General features: G+C 44.3%; 19 protein-coding genes. 5 read left to right on the top strand and 14 right to left on the bottom strand.

Features of this window, described 5'->3' with window-relative positions:
* Positions 1–1,049 precede the first annotated feature (1,049 nt).
* Positions 1,050–1,718, top strand: coding sequence for a class I SAM-dependent methyltransferase (locus B3K91_RS00845; RefSeq protein WP_292593384.1), 669 nt, complete (start codon positions 1,050–1,052; stop codon positions 1,716–1,718).
* Positions 1,719–2,012: 294 nt separating this feature from the next.
* Here B3K91_RS00845 and B3K91_RS00840 read toward each other — a convergent pair whose 3' ends face one another.
* The 3 genes from B3K91_RS00840 to B3K91_RS00830 form a co-directional block, all read right to left on the bottom strand.
* Positions 2,013–3,179, bottom strand: coding sequence for a MalY/PatB family protein (locus B3K91_RS00840; protein ID WP_214060498.1), 1,167 nt, complete (start codon positions 3,177–3,179; stop codon positions 2,013–2,015).
* A 90-nt stretch (positions 3,180–3,269) separates the two neighbouring features.
* Positions 3,270–4,718 carry a glycosyltransferase gene (locus tag B3K91_RS00835; protein WP_214060497.1) on the bottom strand — a complete coding sequence of 483 codons (1,449 nt, stop codon included), beginning with the start codon at positions 4,716–4,718 and terminating at the stop codon, positions 3,270–3,272.
* Positions 4,715–5,650, bottom strand: coding sequence for a carbohydrate kinase family protein (locus B3K91_RS00830; RefSeq protein WP_214060496.1), 936 nt, complete (start codon positions 5,648–5,650; stop codon positions 4,715–4,717). Before B3K91_RS00830 ends, B3K91_RS00835 begins: the two co-directional genes overlap by 4 nt.
* Before the next feature lie 173 nt (positions 5,651–5,823).
* Here B3K91_RS00830 and B3K91_RS00825 point away from each other — a divergent pair, with 173 nt between their 5' ends.
* The 3 genes from B3K91_RS00825 (at position 5,824) to B3K91_RS00815 (ending at position 9,389) form a co-directional block, all read left to right on the top strand.
* The gene (locus B3K91_RS00825) at positions 5,824–7,530 is read left to right on the top strand and encodes a M3 family oligoendopeptidase (protein ID WP_214060495.1); all 1,707 of its coding nucleotides are present in this window, start codon (positions 5,824–5,826) and stop codon (positions 7,528–7,530) included.
* A gap of 68 nt (positions 7,531–7,598) precedes the next feature.
* Entirely contained in the window at positions 7,599–7,745 is a 147-nt protein-coding gene (locus B3K91_RS00820; RefSeq protein WP_214060494.1) for a hypothetical protein, read from the top strand.
* A gap of 24 nt (positions 7,746–7,769) precedes the next feature.
* The gene (locus B3K91_RS00815) at positions 7,770–9,389 is read left to right on the top strand and encodes a hypothetical protein (protein ID WP_292590609.1); all 1,620 of its coding nucleotides are present in this window, start codon (positions 7,770–7,772) and stop codon (positions 9,387–9,389) included.
* 69 nt (positions 9,390–9,458) lie between these two features.
* Here the strand turns inward: B3K91_RS00815 and B3K91_RS00810 are convergent, their stop codons facing one another.
* Genes B3K91_RS00810 through B3K91_RS00795 form a run of 4 tightly spaced genes read right to left on the bottom strand, consistent with a single transcriptional unit; the run spans position 9,459 to position 13,282 of the window.
* Positions 9,459–10,382, bottom strand: a complete 924-nt coding sequence (locus B3K91_RS00810; RefSeq protein WP_292590610.1) for a carbohydrate kinase family protein — start codon at positions 10,380–10,382, stop codon at positions 9,459–9,461.
* A gap of 5 nt (positions 10,383–10,387) precedes the next feature.
* Positions 10,388–10,969: a 2-oxoacid:acceptor oxidoreductase family protein gene (locus tag B3K91_RS00805; RefSeq protein ID WP_214061437.1), complete on the bottom strand. Its 582-nt coding sequence runs from the start codon at positions 10,967–10,969 to the stop codon at positions 10,388–10,390.
* Between the two features lie 13 nt (positions 10,970–10,982).
* The gene (locus tag B3K91_RS00800; protein WP_214061438.1) at positions 10,983–12,851 is read right to left on the bottom strand and encodes a thiamine pyrophosphate-dependent enzyme; all 1,869 of its coding nucleotides are present in this window, start codon (positions 12,849–12,851) and stop codon (positions 10,983–10,985) included.
* Positions 12,852–12,883: 32 nt separating this feature from the next.
* Positions 12,884–13,282: an OsmC family protein gene (locus B3K91_RS00795; RefSeq protein WP_214061439.1), complete on the bottom strand. Its 399-nt coding sequence runs from the start codon at positions 13,280–13,282 to the stop codon at positions 12,884–12,886.
* Between the two features lie 317 nt (positions 13,283–13,599).
* Here B3K91_RS00795 and B3K91_RS00790 point away from each other — a divergent pair, with 317 nt between their 5' ends.
* Complete coding sequence (locus B3K91_RS00790) at positions 13,600–14,049, top strand: hypothetical protein (RefSeq protein WP_214061440.1); 450 nt, start codon at positions 13,600–13,602, stop codon at positions 14,047–14,049.
* A 142-nt stretch (positions 14,050–14,191) separates the two neighbouring features.
* Here B3K91_RS00790 and B3K91_RS00785 read toward each other — a convergent pair whose 3' ends face one another.
* From B3K91_RS00785 to B3K91_RS00755, 7 genes are all read right to left on the bottom strand, one after another.
* Complete coding sequence (locus B3K91_RS00785) at positions 14,192–14,608, bottom strand: ATP-binding cassette domain-containing protein (RefSeq protein ID WP_292590611.1); 417 nt, start codon at positions 14,606–14,608, stop codon at positions 14,192–14,194.
* A 23-nt stretch (positions 14,609–14,631) separates the two neighbouring features.
* Positions 14,632–14,940: an ATP-binding cassette domain-containing protein gene (locus tag B3K91_RS00780; RefSeq protein ID WP_292593847.1), complete on the bottom strand. Its 309-nt coding sequence runs from the start codon at positions 14,938–14,940 to the stop codon at positions 14,632–14,634.
* 50 nt (positions 14,941–14,990) lie between these two features.
* Positions 14,991–15,194, bottom strand: coding sequence for a hypothetical protein (locus B3K91_RS00775; RefSeq protein WP_214061441.1), 204 nt, complete (start codon positions 15,192–15,194; stop codon positions 14,991–14,993).
* Between the two features lie 484 nt (positions 15,195–15,678).
* Positions 15,679–17,526 carry a CehA/McbA family metallohydrolase gene (locus B3K91_RS00770; protein WP_292590613.1) on the bottom strand — a complete coding sequence of 616 codons (1,848 nt, stop codon included), beginning with the start codon at positions 17,524–17,526 and terminating at the stop codon, positions 15,679–15,681.
* A 93-nt stretch (positions 17,527–17,619) separates the two neighbouring features.
* Complete coding sequence (locus B3K91_RS00765) at positions 17,620–18,657, bottom strand: 3'-5' exoribonuclease YhaM family protein (RefSeq protein WP_292593845.1); 1,038 nt, start codon at positions 18,655–18,657, stop codon at positions 17,620–17,622.
* Between the two features lie 73 nt (positions 18,658–18,730).
* On the bottom strand, positions 18,731–18,862 hold the full coding sequence (locus B3K91_RS00760; protein WP_292590614.1) for a hypothetical protein: 132 nt from the start codon (positions 18,860–18,862) through the stop codon (positions 18,731–18,733).
* A gap of 14 nt (positions 18,863–18,876) precedes the next feature.
* On the bottom strand, positions 18,877–19,974 hold the full coding sequence (locus B3K91_RS00755; protein WP_099829849.1) for a sodium ion-translocating decarboxylase subunit beta: 1,098 nt from the start codon (positions 19,972–19,974) through the stop codon (positions 18,877–18,879).
* Positions 19,975–19,992: the final 18 nt, after the last annotated feature.

Raw genomic sequence — 19,992 nt, 5'->3', positions numbered from 1 at the left:
ACGTTCACTACCATGGCTCTTTCCAAACAAGTGTAAATGATCACCGAAGGTGAGGGGTGTATTTTACGCCTTCATTTCTTCCATCTCTTTCCACAGAGTCTTACACAAAAAACTGAAGACCCTTTAGAAAGTTATGGAACGGATCTTCAGTTATTTGGTATGGAGTATTGTAATGGATTTTCTCAATTAACACGCCTCGCCTTCTTCTCAGCTGTGGATGGAGGTCATGTATCTCTTCAGAGCATCGGTCTTTACCTTCTCTAAATACCTATCCACATCTGCCAAATTCTCTCTTCTTTTCTCTCTCATGATCTTACCTCCTTCTCTACGGAGTTAAATGGTCTTAGAATCTTGGACTGATTAATAGATTACTGTAAACGCTGTCTTTCACTCTCGATCAATCTGTCTATTGCCTTCAAGTTTCTCTTCTCTTTAAATCTGATCTACTCTCCTCCTCCTCTCTTACCTAACGTTAATCAGTCTAGCTCTCAGTGAATCTTCAACGATCTCCGGGTAGAACTCTCTTTCCTTGTAATGAATCTTCCTTTCTCTTCCTTTCATCTTTCTCACCTCCTTCATAGATACTGTGGGAAAGACTCCTTGGCAACCTTTTCCTTGAACTTCTGAACGGCTCTTTCAATGGAAGCTGGATCCTTAACTTTTCTCATATCTACACCCCTTTTTATTAATTTCTGGTTCTACATTTATAATATATCACAACAAAACATAAAAAGTCAAGGCGTGAACTAAAAGAATCTTCAATTATAATAACTACTTTTCAACTAATTTCCATAATTTGTTCTGTACTAAAGAAAAATAGTGAAGTTCACCATCTTTCGTATGCTCTTTGGAGAAATATGCACTTCAATGACGACTGATTGTTTCCAAATACTGCAAGATTGTTGGAAATGATCAACTTCACTGTGCATAAATTCTAATTACTGCATCATAGAATCTCACAATAGCCCAAATGGTGTACTCGTTTGCCTGCACTAAACAGCTCGACTGGACGCCTGATGTATAATCTAATAGAACTGAAGGAGACAATTGTGATTGATGAAAGGAAGGCTGTTAACTGCCTAATATGCGGCTCGAAAACCGAAAGAATTGTTCACCGCAAATTCGGGGTGGGTTACAATTGCTGTGATAACTGCGGTTTCATCTCGAAACACGAGGCAGATCGGATCTCTCCGGAAGATGAATTAAAGATCTATAGAAGACACAATAACAGCATTGACGATCCAAGATACGTTGCCTATTTCAGAGACTTTATCGATACTGCAGTCACCGATTTTCTATCTGAAGGAAGAAGAGGGCTTGATTTTGGGAGTGGTCCAACACCGGTTCTTGCAAAGATACTTGAAAGGGATTATGGATTCAATATGGAGATATATGATTCCTACTTTTCGCCAGAGAAGGTCTTTCTGGGGAAAAAGTACAACCTCATAACCTCAACAGAAGTCTTTGAACACCTAGATGAACCCATTGCGTATTTCAAAATGCTTTCCGACTGCCTAGAAGATGATGGAGTTCTATCAGTGATGACGCTCTTCCATCCTGAGGACAGACAGGAATTCATAGAATGGTACTACATGAGGGATATGAGTCACATATCTTTCTATACCCTAGATACAATGAAGAGAGTTTCTGAGATTGTCAGTCTCAACATTGTGTTTACCGATAACAGACGATACACCTCGTTCAAGTTAAACAGATAAGTGGCCGAGGACATTTATATAACAATAAACAGACCCTCTCTTTGAGGGTCTGTTTGCGATTTGGGAATTTCCGAACAGGGGTGGGGTTAGAATATCTGCATCTGTTTAATCGTGTCGTGTCGAACAGCAAAGCTGGTGTTTTAAGTTCTGCATTAGGTTCTAGTCCTTAAATTATTCTAGTTGAAACAAACAATATGTCAATTAACTCGACGTGACCGTTTCTTAAGTCTCTATGTATTTCTTTTCTCTCTTTCGGAGTAAGTTACGAAGTTTCGAAGTAGTTTGACTTTTGGATCACTTCCTGGCTTCCATCAATCTCTTCATTGCTTCTTCAAGTATAGCTCTGGGGCATGCGAGATTTACTCTCATGAATCCTTCTCCTTCGATACCGAATACTGAACCATCCTCAAACCCGACTTTTGCCTTTTCGTAGAGAAAACTTCTAAGTTCTTCAACGCTCATACCCGTAGCTCTAAAATCAACCCATGCGAGATAAGTGCCTTCAAGCTCAGTGACTCTCACTTCTGAGTAGTTGGTTTTCAAGAAGTCTCTCATGTACTCAAAGTTGGCATTTATGTACTTCAACAGCTCTTCCAACCATTTTTCTCCATGGTTGTAAGCTGTTTCGAGAGCAACCGTACCGAAAACATTCGACATCCCTACGCCCAAAGAGTTCAGCATGTTTGAGTATTCGTCGAGAAGTCTTCTGTTTGAAGAGATCACTGCTGCAGATGAAAGCCCTGCGAGATTAAAGGTCTTGCTTGGCGCCAAACAAGTCAACGTGATAGATGATGAACTTTCAGAAATCGCCGCGGTTGGAATATGTTTGCAGTTGCCAAAAACCAGGTCTGAATGGATCTCGTCTGATACTATTAGAACGTTTTTCCTGAAACAAATATCAGTGAGTCTAGAAAGCTCATCTTCCTTCCATACTCTTCCAACCGGGTTGTGAGGACTACAGAGAATAAGAATCTTCGTTCTTGAATCGATCTTCTTCTCAAGATCATCAAAATCCATTGTGTAATGTAAACCGGATTCTTTCAAAGGGTTCCGAACCATCTGACGTCCTGTCTCTGTAATCGCTTTGAAGAAAGGATAGTAGACTGGAGTTTGGACAATCACTTTGTCACCTGGATGGGAAAACGCCATCACCGCTATGTGAACTGCCGCTACTACTCCCGGTGCATGTGAAATCCATTCCTTTTCGATTTTCCATCCATGTCTCTTGTTGAGCCATCTTACAATCGATTCGTAATATCCGTCTGATCTCGCAGTATAACCATAAATGCCGTGTCTAGCTCTGGCAACTATCGCTTCAATAACTTCGGGAGGTGACTCAAAGTCCATGTCGGCAACCCACATCGGTAGCAGATCATTCCGCCCAAAGAAAAGGTTGGCGTGGTCCCATTTTATGCAATTCGTTCCTCTTCTTTCGATAACTCTGTCAAAGTTGTACTTCACATCTTCCCTCCGTCATCCACGAAATTGTTAGCCGGCTACTGCGGGTTCTTCGGCAGAGCTCCCCGGAATGCCGATTGTTATACAGGCAGATTACTCAATGAAGGGGATGGCATCACCAGAGTAAAGATAGTCCGGGATTTCAGGCTCTGGATATTCACACCTGATTTTCTCTTTGATCTGGTTAAGATAACCTTCCGCAGTAGAACGCCATGTGTATTTCTCAGTAACACGGTCAATACCTCTCGAGCTCAATTCATTCCAGAAATCTTCACTGGTGAAAAGGACCCTTTTCAACCCTCTGGCGATATCATCCGTTTCAAGAGGGTCCACCAGCACTCCGTATTCAACATTGTTTTCTCTCATGCTCTCTGTAGGGCCTCCGCTAGATGTTGCAACAGCCGGTAGACCGCAGGCCATAGCCTCGATTGGGGCAAGTCCGAACGGTTCATACAGGGAAGTAAGGGCAAAAACAGATCTTCTCTTTGCCCCTATTCTGTATAGAGCTGAAAGCTCCAACTGATTCTCTATGTTCATAAAGAGGACTCTCTCTTCGAGATTATTCTTGAAAATGTGATCAATAATCTCGCCCAGAACAGTTCGGTCAGGTTCTTGAAGAGATTTGTACTCATCATAGGGATTATTCAGACCCCGAGTAACAATAATAAGGTTGCAGGAACTGTTCAGTTTGCCGTCGCTAGAAAAGGCCCTTACTACTCCCATGTGATTCTTCTTCTGTTCCAATCTGCTAGAAATGATGATCATCGGGAGTTGGAGTCTGGACGGTTTAGAGAATTTCTCTACCGCCTCTTTGTATCTCTTCTCAATGATTGTGTCAAGTTCAGTAGGACTTGCAGCGAAGATGTCTGTGTTGACTCCCGGGGGAACAACGGAGTATTTTGAATCGTTGCCCACTTCCGAAAAGTCTCGATAGAGTATGTGACTGTACTGCTGGAACCTCTCCATAGAAGTGGAAACAAAGTTGACTGCCGAATACTTCATCGAAATGCGTTCAGCCGCTATTCGGAAGGAAAAATTGAATCTCGATTCTATCTCTGCACGGTCAGCTCCAGTCTGCAGTAGTTTGTCGAGTTTTTGAGCCCCAAGGGAGTGGGCTGTGAAAGAGTATGGGATTCCTGTCTCTTTGAATAGCATAGCTCCCGTCAAACCTCCGTCCCCATAATGAGTAGTAACGAAATTCGGTAAAGTTCTTTCCGACGAATAAAATTCTCTAATTCGTCTTGCAAACTCCCCCAAGAAAGGCCAAAGTCTCTCCTTGCTCAAGAAGCCTTCTGGACCGAAAGGGATTCTTATGATTCTGAGGCTATCTTTTCCTCGATAGGAATCCAATTCCTCGGCAAACTCAGGCCATTTGTCGTCGATAACCCTTCTCGTTATTATGTCACAGTTGATCCCCATTTCTGACATAGCCGATGCAACTTCCTTCACATAGACCAGCTGACCTCCAAAGTCCGGATGCGTTGTCCAGTAGCTGTCATTCTTATCGAAGTTTCCCTGGGGATTTATAAATGCCACTCTCACAAGTCATCACCTGCCTCGAAAATGGCCTTCAAAGCGTCTATAGAAGGCAGAATTACATCCTTTCCCTCATGTTCGATTCTAAAGGCGGCACAATAGTTCCCATAAGCGGCCGATTCAAAGATATCCTTCCCTTGAAGGAGGCCATATAGGATACCGGACCAAAAAGCATCTCCAGCACCGGTGGTGTCCACTACTCTTCTTGCGCATGGAGAGAGTGTTTCAGTTTTGTGACCGTCAGAAATCACAGATCCTTTGTGGCCCAAAGTCAGGACGACATTTGAGGCGCCGGCATTATGAAACTTATCAATGTATTCATGAGGATCTCCGGTACCGAAGATATGTAAGGCATCATCTTCAGAAGGTTTTACAATGAATGCATACTTCAGGAATTCCTTTATGAATTCCGAACCATCATCCTCTCGATCCCAGAGAACCCTTCTGTAGTTGGGATCAAATGTTATCTTTATTCCCGCTTCCAATGCCTTTCTCACCAGCTTCATGCACGCCAGCCGCGACTGCTCACATGAGAATGGCCAAGATGTGAAATGAATGAATTCCACATCTTCGAGAAAACTCACGATATCCACCGGTTCTTCAAGAAAACAATCCGCACCTCTAAAAGCTATGAACTGTGGGGATGATTGTGACTTCGAAACGAATACGATTGAAGTATGTGCTTCCGCGTCTCTCTGAACATAAGAGATATTTATTCCTCGCGAAGCGAGGTGTTTAAGATAAGCTCTTCCAAAGGAATCATCGCCTACTCTGGAGAGAAGAGTTGCGTCAACACCTAGATCATGAAGATTTACAGCAAGGTTTCCTGGAGAACCGGCAAAGTATCTTTCGAAAGAAGTAGCTTCGCCAAGATCTCTCACAAAACTGCTTGATATCAGGTCAATAAGCAGTTCACCAACAACGGCAATTCGCGACAATTCAATGCCTCCTTCTAATGATAAGTCTATCACTGCAGGAACGATTTCCAATAACTGAGCCAGGATCTTCTAAAACATTGGTTTATGGAGATCTAGTGTTCAACGACTGAAGGGCGGACCGTGTATAATTAAGTTTACACTGACTACACATATTCGAGACAGGAGGTTCAATAATGAGTGGCAAGACAATTAGAAAGCTTCAGAGAAGATATGTCGGCGAAGACGTTGACCTCTCCATATGGGAAGACCTTGAGAAAGAGCTCAGGAGACTGGAAGAGTATCCGATAGTAGATAGAGCTTCTCTTGAGGATTTTCTTTACTTCTGGAGTGAGTTGTTCATGATTCTTCAGGAAAGACTCGCGTGGAAGTATATAGACATGACTAGGGCTGCCGACAGCGAGGATAAGAGGCAGGAGTACTCAAGATTCTACGCTGAGGTATATTCCAAAGCGGAGCCTTATAGGATTATGCTGATGAAAAAGTATTTAGACAGTGATTTCAGAAGCGAATTAGATCGAATCAGATACGAGAACTTCGATACGATCGTCTCCAATACAGTAAAACTATTCAGAGAGGAGAACCTTCCTCTGGAGGTTCAGGAGAAGAATTTAAGTTCTGAATATGCGGCAAGTATTGGTTCTCTGACTGTTAAGTATGGAGAACAGGAGTACACACTGTCTCAACTCTCAAAGTTTCAACTTGAACCTGATCGTTCAATCAGGGAAGAGGCATGGCGCCTTTCGATGGCAAAGCTGAAAGAAGTTCATGAGAGCATGGAGGATCTGTTTGGCAAACTTCTCTCGATAAGAGTTCCGCAGGCGAGGAATGCAGGTTTTGCAACTTACAGGGATTATATGCATCAGAAGAAAAACAGATTTGCGTATTCGGTCGAGGATGTGCTTAGATTCCACGATTCAGTAGAGAAGGTAGTGGTTCCTTACGTTTCCAAGCTAAATGAGAAAAGAAGTCGAGAGCTTGGACTGGAGAGGTTGAAACCATGGGACATGAATGTTGTACCCTCAGGGAAGGTGCTTAAACCATTCAGTAATATGAATGAGTTTGTTGACAAAGCTATCAGGATTCTTGAGAGAGTCGATCAAGAGTTCGGTAAAAACTTATCCAAGATGAGGGATAACGGCCTGCTAGATCTTGAAAACAGAAAGGGGAAGGCTCCAGGTGGCTATAACTATCCTCTTGATGAGACTGGTGCTCCATTCATTTTCATGAATGCTACGGGAACTCCTGCAAACGTCCGGACAATCCTTCACGAGTCTGGCCACGCAATGCATTCATTTGCTACGGCAGACGAAAGGTTGATCACGTACAGACATACAACGCATGAAGCAGCTGAGCTTGCCTCTATGTCCATGGAACTCCTGACGATGGATTACTGGGACGAGTACTACAGCGCAGATGAGATGACAATTGCCAGGCGAGAAGAACTGACCGGTACTTTGAGCTTCTTACCCTGGTGCATGGTTGTTGACTCGTTTCAGCAGTGGATCTATACATATCCCGATCATTCTCCCGATGAAAGAGACGAGAAGTTTGCCGAAATCTTTGAACGCTTCAATGCAGGTGTTGACTGGACTGGACTGGAAAGTGAAAAGAGAATCCGATGGCTTCTTCAGCCTCATATTTTTACGAACCCCTTCTACTATATCGAATACGGAATAGCTCAGCTCGGTGCTCTTGCGATATACAGAAATTACAAGCAAAATGGATCAAGCGCAATAGAAGATTACAAGAGGTTCTTATCAATGGGTTACTCAAGGCCGCTTGATGAGTTGTTTGAAAGCGCTGGGATAGAATTCGATTTCTCAGAAGAGTACTTGTCGGAGCTCATGATCTTTGTCGACAGTGAGCTGGCTTCTTTCTAGGAAGAGACACTTCAACGTGGCAGCTATGCACTACCGACAGCGTTAGAATTGGCCGAGGAGGTGTTTCGATGAAAAGACTAATATTCGTACTGCTTCTGCTCATTACGCCGCTGATTGTGACGGCGCAAGTTGAAGAACTCAGAGCCAAGCTGGCCGAGAATCCTATGGATGTGGAGAGCCTTCAGGCTTTATTGAAGATCTACGATGACAACTAAGATTTCGAGAGCTACGGAACGCTTTTGAAAGATGTAGTGGCTTCGATTGATGAAGTTCCAGAACCTATGTTTCAAGTGATCAAGTACGGAATTGAGAGACTTCTCGAGAACTATTACTCAGACTATGCCGAGGATGTCTCTGGAGTCTTCTTTGAGCTTAAGCCCAATAAAGATTCGCTGCTTCTGTATCTTAAGGCAATGAACAGCAGCTGGTATCTATCCGAAGAGAGAGTCCGCGAATCTGTTGACAGACTTGGAGAAGGGCAGCTAGAAACATACATCTTCCTACATGAGCAATCTGTTGAACTGTATCCTGCAGATCTGAATTTGATAGTATCTAGAATTCTAGTTGAGGATTTCGGGGAGACTGACTATCTAATACCTTACATCATTGGGATGATAGATGACTATGACTTTTATGCTGCAAGAAATCTGCTGAACGAGAGCTCTCGATTGCTAGAGAGGGAACCGATGTTCTACTACCTGAATGGGATTCTTGATCTTGAGAAAGGCTTTTACGATGACGCAGTAGAATGGTTTCTGCAGGGTAAAGCATATGATGATGGAACGGAGATTCACGAAGCCCTGGCTCTGATCTACTATATATATGTCCCGGACAATGTCAATGCGTTATTCAGAGCGATTGTGCTTTCAGATGACGAAACGTCGTTGAACGCGAATATTCAGGAGTTTGTTGCGAATTATCCTGAACTTTCCTGGATCTTCTCCTGGGTTTCCAGAGTTCCTGAGCCGAAGAGATTAACCGAAATCCTTGCTGAGGAGGTTTCGGTAGTATCATATACTTCAGTAAACTTCGATTTTGAGAAAATCAGCATAGGATTCTACGATATTGAGGGAGTTCTTCAGGGTACGCTAGTCAATTCCATATACGGGCAGTTCTTGGATGCCAGTACTTACGTTTACATCTCCGAAAATATGGACGGCGTTGTCGTAGAAGGTGAGAAAAAGGCGAGATTCGATGGAGTTGACGTCTATTCGCTTTCGCCTGACAGAACAAGGTTCTTGCTAATGGACACCTGGCGAGAGACAATTTCGATGGTTGACAGTGATATTAGCGTTCTATGGTCAATGGAGGCAGATTACGGTATGATACCGGTTGCATGGTCTCCTGATGGATCAAGAATAGCTGTGTCCACCGGTTGGGATGTGTTCTCGATTATAGATGTGGAATCTGGAGAAGTGCAAGAAACGATTGAAGACTACCATCACTTTGTCTTTCTTTCAAACGAGAAGACGTTCGTGATTGATTACGAAGGAAACATAGTTCAGCTTGACACAGAGTCTGTACTGAATACAGATGCGCCGGCTTTCTGGGCTGAGTTTGGTGAAGACGGGAAAATAGTCTATTTTGAGTATCCTGAGGACTATGCGGACTTCTTGTACGACTCTTTGCATGTGTTTGACACGGTGAACGGCCGGGATAGGGTAATATCTGACAGCACTCTCTTCATGGATGCGCCGGTACCTTCGGTGAAGATAGAAGGGAATCTCGTATACTTCACTGAGAAGGACCAGCAGGGCATGCACAGGATTGTAGTGATGAATTACGTAACAAATGAAGTGCTTTTCGTGGGTCTGCCAAGTAAAGACGTAATTGTCTTTCCGGATGTGAGACCTGAATGAAAGTAGAGGGGATGCCGGCTCTTAGCCGGCACTCCTCTTCTGATTGACTCAGAGATAATCCCGGAGCGTTTACTGATCTTGTTTGCGACTTGTATTGATCTGTTTGAACAGCCTATCTAGATGCTCACTCGTTATTAGCTCCGATGATGTTCCCTTTTTTGTGCAGCAATATCTAGCCGCTATCTGACCCCTCAGAATCGCGTCTTCTATTGAATAGCCTTCGAAGTAATGACTTGAAAGAAAACCTACGGCGAGGCTGTCGCCGGCTCCATTTGCGTCCACAACGGGTTCTTCCAATTCAACTGGATCAAAGTGCTCAATACCTTTATTTGAGCCAATTGCGCAACCCCTCTTTCCCATTCCACATACGACTATCCTGTCGCCTCTAATTTCGAGATACTTCTTGATCAGATGATACGGGTCAGCGAAGTTTGTTGAAGAGAAGAATAGAACATCAGCCTCTTCTATGAAGTCCTTTCTATAGGGATCGTCTGAGTCAGTGACATCCTGGATATCTACCGAAAGAATTAGGCCCTCTTCTTTCAGTGGTTTAAGCAGAAATCTAGTCCAGTTCACGATGTTTACATGGGCTAGCTTTGTTCCAGATAGATGTGACCTAATGTCTTCGATATTGGGGCAGAGGTTCATTGCTCCTTTGCCATCATAGAAGTTCTTTCGGCCTCCGTTCATATACATGAGGTTTACGCTTCTCTTCGTTCCTAGTGGGTCTATCATCAGCAGACTAGTGTCTATACCCAACTCTGTAAGAATCTGTCGAATGTATTTCCCTGAGAAGTCTTCGCCGACATAACCAACAAAGCAGACTCTATAACCAAGTCTCTCAAAACCCTGGCAGGCATATCCACCTGCTTGTCCTATGCAATCAAGGTTCTCGCCAAAACTCGTTTCGACCGAGAGATTTACTTTAGAATCCGACAGATAGACATTCGTATCGATCCCGACCGCACCAATAACTGCAACATCGAAGGCCATGTTAATCACCCTTGTTTGGAAAGCTCTCCAAAGAGCTCAAGATTGTTCCTGAGCAGGTCTCCTTCCATAAGGTCTGAGAGAGCTAGTTCGAAATGTTTAACGGTTACACCTGGAATAAGCCCCTCATGAGCAATCTTGCTCATGAGAACTACGTTTTGCATTCTAGAATCTTTCAAATTCTCGACCAATACCTTTACTACCTTTACATCTCTCTTGTCGGCTTCTCGCTCAATATCTTCATTCTTAATCTCTTCTGCTCTTCCTAGACGAACTTCCAGTGGTTGCCAGACAGTATCATAGTATATAAGTGTTCCGCCTTTCTTCAGATAGTTTCCCATTCCTCTCAGAGCCTCATGGCGCTCAAGTGCTATAACCATGTCTGCGCTGTGCTTCATTATCAGAACCGAGTAGGCACCGTGACCGATTCTTAAGTGAGAAGAAACCATGCCACCTCTCTGAGCCAATCCGTGTGTGTCTGCCCCAATACCCCTCTGCTCGGAATGGTCGATCGCTCTTAATAGAGCTTCACTGAGGAGACCAATTCCCTGACCGCCAACTCCCGTAATGTATATGTCGAATTTCTCCATTCTCTCACATCCTTTATCTATCTTCGGAAGCAATCGCATCCGAAGGACATGTCTGGACGCAAGATCTGTCTCCTATGCAGAGATCGTTTTGTACCCAGACCGAACCGTCATCAGAAAGCTGGTAGCTGGGACATGCAAAGTCACTGACGCAAATGTACTTCCTGTTGCATTTGTTGCCGACTCTCACGGGGTTCGGCAGCGACCTACCGCTTCTGCGCAATTCTCTTGTGAACTTCAACATACATGGATGTTTGGCGATAATGACCTTGAGGCCGTCTTCTGCCAGGGCTTCTTCAACGTACTGCTTAAGCTTTGACTGGTTGTAGGCATCGACTTCTCGAATATTATCTACACCCAGTCCTTCCAGAACCTTCCTAACGGGAATCTTCTGAGTCACTTCTCTGAAGTTCCGCCCTACGGCGGGATGATTCTGATGACCCGTCATTGCTGTTGTGCCATTTTCCATGACAATCAGTGTGAAATTGTGTTTGTTGAAGATCGCGTTGACAATGCCCGGTAGTCCTGCATGAAAGAAAGTGGAATCACCAAGGAAGGCCACGACTCTTCTTGTGTCATTGAATAATGAAAGGCCGGAAGCAGTTCCGCTTGAATGCCCCATGCAAAGAAGTACTTTCCCCACTCTATACGGCTCGAGGTACCCGAGTGTATGGCATCCAATGTCTGCCACGGAAATATCAGAGGCATGCAGGACTTTCTTGATGGCGTAGAATGCTGATCTATGACCGCAGCCAGGGCACATCTGAGCTGGTCTTGGCGCAAGCTCGATTGGCTCAGTTTCTACTCCAGGAGGACTGACAACGTCAGGCCAGATTCTTGACAATACCTCCCTAACTTTGTCTGGTGTATACTCTCCTATCCAGTCCTCGATGTCTTGCTTTCCAGTTATTCTTGTATTCAGTTTGTGGTCATACGCAATTGCCTTGACTTCTTTCTCTATCACGTTGTCAAGTTCTTCAAGGACTTTTACCTCTTCATGAGAAGAAAGGAAATCCACAACTTCCTTTTCAGAAAGAGGGTGCACTATTCCCAGCTTGAGAATATCCGGACGTTTATCTGACAGACTAAGGACGTCCTGAAGAGAGAGAAATGGGGCTCCGGCCGTGATTACCCCTCTTGATTTGTCTGAGCCTTCAATGACACTATTCAGGCAGCTTTTCTCCGTAGTCTTTCTGAACTCCTCGAGTTTCTTCAGAGCTCTTCGCTTCATTTTAAGAGCTTCAGCAGTTATTGGAATATATGGCCCATTCTCAAGACTGAATTTTGGCCGGTTATCTTGCACCTGGAAAACCAATTCCTTAAACTCCACCTTTTCTTTGGCGTGGCATACGTGAGTCGAGAGTCTCACAATTACAGGCATACGCATCTCTTGCGAAAGTCTTGATGCTTCTAAAAACATCGAGTATGCTTCTGAAGGTGTTGAAGGCTCTAGGATTGGAGTGTATGAGAGATGCGCATAGTGACGGTTGTCCTGCTCATTTTGTGAGGAGTTTGCTCCCGGATCATCGCCCAATACAATTACCATGCCTCCAATGAGTTCCATTAGAGAGAGTTGAACGAAAGTATCTGCAGCCACATTTATGCCGACGCTCTTGAAGAACACGCACGAAAGATGACCATTGATAGAAGCTCCAAAGGCAACCTCGGTGGCAACCTTCTCGTTTACTGAAAATTCGAAGTACATCGGATTTCTTTCCGCGGGAATCGAAGCTATTGCAGCTGCAATTTCTGGAGTGGGAGATCCGGGATACGAAGTAACAACCCTAACACCTGCTTCCAGCATCGCTCTTACAATCGCGGTATTTCCTATCATTATTTCTGAACCGCTGTTTGGAGACGAGAGCATCTCACCCATTTTTTTCATAATGTCCCACCTCTCGACAAGATTGTCGCCTATCAGTCAAAATTCACTTCCCAGACGATCTCTGCCACGCTGGAAACGGTCTTGTATACTGAACAGTATTTTGTTGCAAGTTCGAAAGACTTCTCGACCGAACTTCTGTGAGACAGATCTACTCCCTTGATCCCAATCTTCATCTCGCATATTTTGAGAGTGGTGGGGACTTGTTCTCTCTTTTCTCCCCATACTTCAATATCTGCAGAAGTGAAGTCAATTTTCTTTTTGTTTAGAATATCGAGGAATGTAGCGTGTAAGCACGATACCAGACTCATTAGGAGCAGGTCGTAAGGTACCGCACCATCTGAACCGATTTTCACTTTGTAGCCGGAATCTGTTATTCCTGTACCGGTGAAGCCTCCCGTGAACTCAACCTTCACATGAACTTTGCTTCCCATTTCGTTCCCCCTTTGGTTAAGATGAACTGCATCGAGTAAACCAACATCATCCAAAATAGCTGTCAGGCATAAGAGACCACAACAGAAGAGGCAGTTGATATCTATTTCAGATGGCCTTAACGCACTGCGAGTGAATTGCTTAATGATAATCAATCTTAACATTCAATTGTCCAGAAGAAGATGTACACTGGCTAACCCGACGCATTGATCGCAGTCAAAGGTAAAATACTCTCAGGGAGGTGGCTTATGAGTATCGGTGCGCTGTTCAATTCTTATCTATATCATGGCAATTCTCTGAAGAAGCGCTTCTTTGAGGGGTGGTATTCAAGTTTGTTGACAAGAGAAAGCAAAAGTCCTTTGCAGTGATTCCCGGCGTCTCAACGGCTTCCTCAAAAAACGAATCGCATTCTTTCATCCAGTTCCTTTCAGGCAGCAGAAATGAATCCGGAAATTTCGTTTATCCCTTCGATGATTTTCATTCCGACACAAAGCGATTCTCCGTCGAAATCGGAGATAATCACTTCTCAACAGAAAGAGTGAGTCTCAAAATGAAGGATGAGAAAGTCAAGATCGATGGAGAGATCAAGATAATAGACCCTTACCTTTGGCCCGTCAGATTCTACTCTCCGGGAATTATGGGGCCGTTTTCATTTGTGCCTTTCATGGAGTGCTATCATGGTGTCGTCAGCATGGACCACTCTCTGGAGGGTGAAGTTGAAGTTCCTTTCGATGAAGGCCCAAGAGGCTCGGAGCTCTTGAGCAATTGACTGCGAACTCATGCCGACTCTACCTCCTGATACTCTGCTTCCTCCATGCTCACACCGGTGAACTCGAGAAGGACATCTTCGAAGCTTGGGTTCTCAATCCTTCCGAGCAACTGCTTCTTAAGCTCCAATGGTCTTCCGGAAGCTACAATTCTCCGAGATGGATTATGGCCACATAGTCGCAGAGCTTCTCTGCTTCGTCCATGTCGTGTGTTGTCAGAAGCATCGTCGTGTTCATAGTCTCTTTTACATCTTTTAGTAGGCTCTGTACATCTCTTTTTGCTCTTGGATCGAGTCCTGTTGTTGGTTCGTCGAGCAAGAGCATTCTGGGTTCAGTCATGAAAGCTCTAACTATGGCTACCTTTTGCTGCATGCCTCTCGAAAAGTCTTCGAGAGAATCTTTCAGTCTCTTCAGATTCAGACCGAACCTCTCTGCGAGAGAGCTGATCCTCCTCAAGGCTTCTCGTTTTGGTATTCCATAAAGTCCTGCCGCGAAACAGAGGTTTTCGACAGCCGACAGTTTTCTGAAAAAACTGGCCTCGACGGATACCCTGTTTATCACTCTTTAAACCGCCGCAGAGTTGTTCACTGAGTCATATCCAAAAATCTATATGCCCCCCTGTCAGGTATCAAGAGTGTGGAGGCAATCCTTATAAAGGTAAATTTTCCTGAGCCGTTTGGACCGAGAAGACCATAGATCTCTCCTTCCTTTATTCTTAAACTAACTCCTTTCAACGCTTTGACTTCCTTCTTGTTCTTCTTGAAAGTCTTTACGATACTATTGGCAAGCAAAGCGTCTGCCACTTTTTTCACCTCCTCAAAGATAATGAGGTCTGCTGAATTTGCTTTCCATTTCAACTTTCTGCTTTTAAACCAAACCATCGATAAAAGCACTCTTTGAGCCTCGTATTCTCCTCATAGTTGGGTTTCCTCCTGTTATCTGCTTACTTCGGAAGGTTATCAAGACTTTCCGGTTTGCATATGAATGGCGGAAGGACCCCGAAATCGTCACTTCTTTTCTTTCTTAGCGGAACGATTACTATTGACATATTTACCCCCTTGGCCTTTAGGAGAACCTGTCCCGTTTCCGGCGGGCGAGGCTGACTGTAACTAATGACGGGCTCTCCTCTCTTCGTTCTTGCATCCATTTGCTTCTCCGTAAAATCCTGCTAACTCACTGACCGCAATTTACTATGACATTTGATCACCTCCGATAGTCAAAAAAAGACCGTGGCTCTTACTCGCCACGGTCCTTCATTATTCCTTTTCGTTATACGATCTTATACCCCGAACGATGGAAGAAGGCGTGGCATAGCGTGGCATCACCGGAAACCCGGTTGAGGAAAACGGTTGCCTGAACTCTGAATCTAATTAACATCAAACTATGCCTCCTTCCATAAGCTGTTTTTTGCTGGCAAGTTATAGCACAACAAGTAAGTATTCTCAACTTCAAAGTCAAAGATTCTCTAAAGCGTATTTTAACTTTAATGACCTTGCTCTGTCATGAGGTAAATAATTCTAGTTCTGCCTAAGATTTCTGAATTAGGAGGATAACGGAATAAGCGGTACGACCGAGAGCAAAGTGAGCCAAATTATTCACTGCAGCTGAGCATTAGACGTCCCGCCCTTCTGTTATTTGAACAGCTGATCAATCAGCTCTCCGTTACTATCAATAACATCGTCTGTAAAAGGGTCGCCAGGAAGTAAAATCACCTCGCCTCGACCCAGGGGGTATCTTCCTGATTCTCCGACCAACCGAGACAGCCCATCAAAGAAGACTCCATCAATCTCTCTTACTTCTTCGGTTATGCGTCCTTCATAGCTGCATGCAATACCCATATCTTCCAATAGCATGTTGTATGTGGACAGAACCTCCTCACTGATCTCTTCACCAGTTCCGGTAATTATTAGTGTCCCCCCATCTTCGACAAACTCTTTAATGATCAGTGCCTGTTGCGGCATGAGCATCTTCAGTCGTTCAAAACTTCCACCAGCACCTGGTAGAGGGAGAAGAAGAACGTTTATAGTATCGAGCTCTCCTGCCTTGAAAATCCTATCGGCAGCAAGAAGCTTATGACCCATATCTTCGAGTGACGTCTGCAACTTGGTTCGTTCGTTACTGGCGAAGTTGACGTGGCTCCTATCCAGTAGAATGTTCAATGAAGATGCGCTCCTGATATTGAGTTTCAAAACTGAATATAGAATTGAGTCGAGAAAGAATGATAACTCTCCATCGTATTCCTCTACTTCCCTTCTTAAGTTAATTATTTTGGATTCAAATCCTTGGAGTGTGACGATTTCGCTGTGTATCTCTCCGCGGGAATTGGTAATCTGCAACAATGAAGAAGCCTCTCCTTGCTCAACATTGGAGAGCTGAAAGGAAAGTGTAACGCTCTCTCTCGGCTTCACGCTCTCAGGATAAGCGCTCGGGTTGTGAAGATGGATCGGGTGAGACCTCTGAATCCAGATTGGTGAAGATACCGCTTCCTCACCGTCTTTTCCCCTTGCGTATATGAAGAAGTACTGGAAACCCGTTTTTATATCAACGGCGAGCTCAAGAACACATTCATTGCCGTCAACCAGAAACTCTGCAAACAATCCTTCCAGAGAATAAATCCTGACTATTTCCAGCGGATCGTCTGCTGTATCCTTTATGGAGATACACAAATTAACTTGATCTGTATCATACACGATATCTCCCATGAAGGCTTCTTCGGTCGAGAAGTGAATCAAGATGTCCTTGTCTTCAGTCGCGTAGGTCCTTCGATTGATGAATGCCTCTAAAATTGCTTCTTCTGTCAGCTCGCGTGCATATACGGCTGTTCTGGAATCGTTTGCTCCGCCCCAGTTAGGTTTGTGGTTGTCTTGACCAAGAGTTGCTCCGAGATGCCAACCCTTGCCAAGTGCCTGAAGGTAAGCTTCGAACATCTCGTCTACAATTGTATCGTTTTCCCACCAGTTTCCGTTTCCTACTTCTATCAGGTTCATATGGAGATCTGCTTCCGGAGAGTACTGAAAATCTTTGAAGTTGTCTCCGAAGACTCTCACCGGGTGGTTGAACTGCCCAACTGCGTTACGTTCGATAATCCAGTCGTACAAATGCCATAGATCAGACTTGACTCTATCAGTCCAATCGCTGGTGCCGTAGACGTTGATGTGTCCGGTGCCAGTAGCCGTCCACTCGAATCCGGCAAGTGCCAGGAAATCGGCAGATGATGCTTGCCGGGCTGCCTCTATAGTCGCTGCCAGCTTATCTCTTCCGTCGGGGAGGTCCTGAACGAAGTAATAAGCGTGATCAGTTATAGCAAGAAAGTCAAGATTGGGTACACCCTTTGCATACGAATACGCTTCTTCAGGGAATCCAGTGCCATCAGAATAAGAAGTGTGAGAATGAGGATTTCCAAAGAAAAGCGTTAACTCCCCGCCAACGAGAATTATATAAGCAAAGACCAGGAGAAACACCAGGATAAAATTCTTCATCAAATCACCCTTTCGCAGTTTGATTGTATGTTGATACGGAAAAAGACAACGATCAGTTGTTAATACAATCTATCTAGGCGGAAGCCTGATTTATCAGAATTCAGACTCCTTTTCGTTCTCTCGTTCACCTAAGTATAGTCTGCTTTGAAACATCTTTGAAAAAGCAGTCCATTTGCTTCCCTTTGAAGCTGTGGAAGCGTTGGTCTCGAAGCTATCAAGCTTCGAATCGAGATTGTCACAAAGCCATATGAGAATTGCTTCGCGGGTCTTTGGAGTAACGGGAGAACCGAACTGCAGTTCCCCATGATGACTCAGAACTATGTGGATCAGTGTCTTTCTTTTTTCTTCAGGAAAACCCTTGATCTTTGAAATCTCAATCTCAATGATTCTTGCGCCGATCGCTATGTGTTCCTCAAGGTAACCCTCATCTGAGTAGTCGAATTCGAATGATTCTGTGGTATATGATATTGTCTTTCCAATATCGTGGAAGAGTCCCCCGGTGATTATGAGGTCCCTGTCGATATTTTCTCTTGATCCAGAAACCTCAGTCAGAGCAAGTGCGTACTTGACTACCGAAAGGCTGTGTTCCGCAAGTCCTCCTATTCTGGCGTGATGATACATTTTGGCTGCCGGCGCTTCGAAGAAGTCTGGGCAAGGCCCGTCCTCTGAAATAAGCTTTTCTGCAAGGGCCTTCAGATAGTCGTCTTTGACAGATTCGATAAGTTCGCGTACTTCCGATACGATTCTCTCAGGATCTTCGACAACCGGAAGTAACTGTGAAATCGAACCGGAACTGTAGTTTTCCATCTCATCTACCGAGAACAGCCTTCTTATTTTAATACTCAACCCGTATCTATCATCCATAAGATAGTCAGCAAGGCCCACATTACCTATCACAGGTTCCAAACAGCCCTGTTCGCTTATCCATGCCTTTGCATCGATTCTGTTTCTGGAGTCTCCGACAATGCAGTCGTAGTAAGGACCTCTACTTCCTTCAACCCTTTTTGAACTGAAAATGAAGAAAAAGCCCTGCTTCGAGTTGACGAAATTCTCTATTCTGTCGAAGGATGTATCGTATTTTCTAAGGATTTCGGTAAGCACAGGGTAAGTGCCGTTTTTTCCATCAATCATGGCAACTCTCCTTTTCGTGCTTTTTGAAGTCCCCAGGCGAGGTCTATTGATAAAAGAAACGTGCTGCAGCGACCTATTTCTCATTCCTTCTTGAGGTAGACTTCATTAGCAATTTTATCATTATGAAGAAGGCAATCGTAGCGACAAATATCGTAGGATAACCTTCAAGAAAAATCGCGATGCTACTAGAGACTGCTTCACTCATTGTCTATGCTCCTTTCATCTTAAAAAGATCGCCAAAACTATGCTGCCGGCTAGAACGGAGCCGATCTGCCCGGCTACGTTCGCGCCTGTTGCGTACATTATTAAGAAGTTGTTCGGGTCTTCTTCGAGTCCCATCTTATGCACAACCCTTGCCGACATAGGAAAAGCCGATATTCCTGCTGCGCCAATCATAGGGTTAATCTTCTGTTTTCTAAATAGGTTGAAAACCTTTGCGAAAATGATTCCACCCATAGTGTCAAGTACGAAAGCAACTAATCCCATTAGAAGAATCAACAGTGTTCTGGAGTTCAGGAATGCGCTGGCCGTCATAGTAGAACCGATGGCGATTCCAAGAAACAAAGTGATGATGTTTGAGAGCTCGTTCTGAGCAGCATTACTCAACTTGTTCAGAACTCCCGATTCTCTTATCAGATTCCCAAACATGAGCATTCCGATCAGAGCTACACTTACAGGGGCGATGATACCGGCAAGAAGCGTAACAAGAATCGGGAAGAGGATTTTAACGTACTTGGGGACTTTTTCGGTTCTATTATCCATTCTTATTCTTCTCTCTTCCTTGGTAGTAAGAAGCTTAATAATGGGTGGTTGAACTACCGGAACAAGAGCCATATAGGAATACGCGGCGACTGAAATCGGCCCAAGCATGTGAATGGCCAATCTGCTTGCGACATAGATTGATGTCGGACCATCCGCGGTCCCGATTATCCCGATAGCGATCGCTTCTCTTATATCAAATCCCAGCAGAGCAGCCACAATTATCGTCAGAAAGATCCCCAATTGGGCAGCTGCTCCATAGAAGAACATGACCGGTTTTTGAAGAAGAGGTCCGAAATCGATCATCGCTCCAATCCCGATGAAGATCAAGGCAGGAAAGAGCTCATTTGCAATTCCAGCTTCGTATAGGATAGTTAGCACTCCATGTTCTCCAATAGCCGATGATCCCGGAATGTTTGTGAGTATTGCTCCGAAACCGATTGGAAGAAGCAACATCGGCTCGTATTCTTTCTTTATCGCTAGATAGATCAGAACTCCGCCAATAGCAAACATTATCAAGTTTTGCGCGGGAATAACGAAATTCGACAGTAGATTCATCAGTGCTGCCTCCCAGAA

This window comes from Mesotoga sp. UBA5847 (assembly GCF_002432735.1).
In the GTDB taxonomy this organism is placed as follows: Bacteria; Thermotogota; Thermotogae; order Petrotogales; family Kosmotogaceae; genus Mesotoga.
Note: the sequence above shows the minus strand (reverse complement) of the source record. Positions and strands in the feature narration are given on the sequence as shown.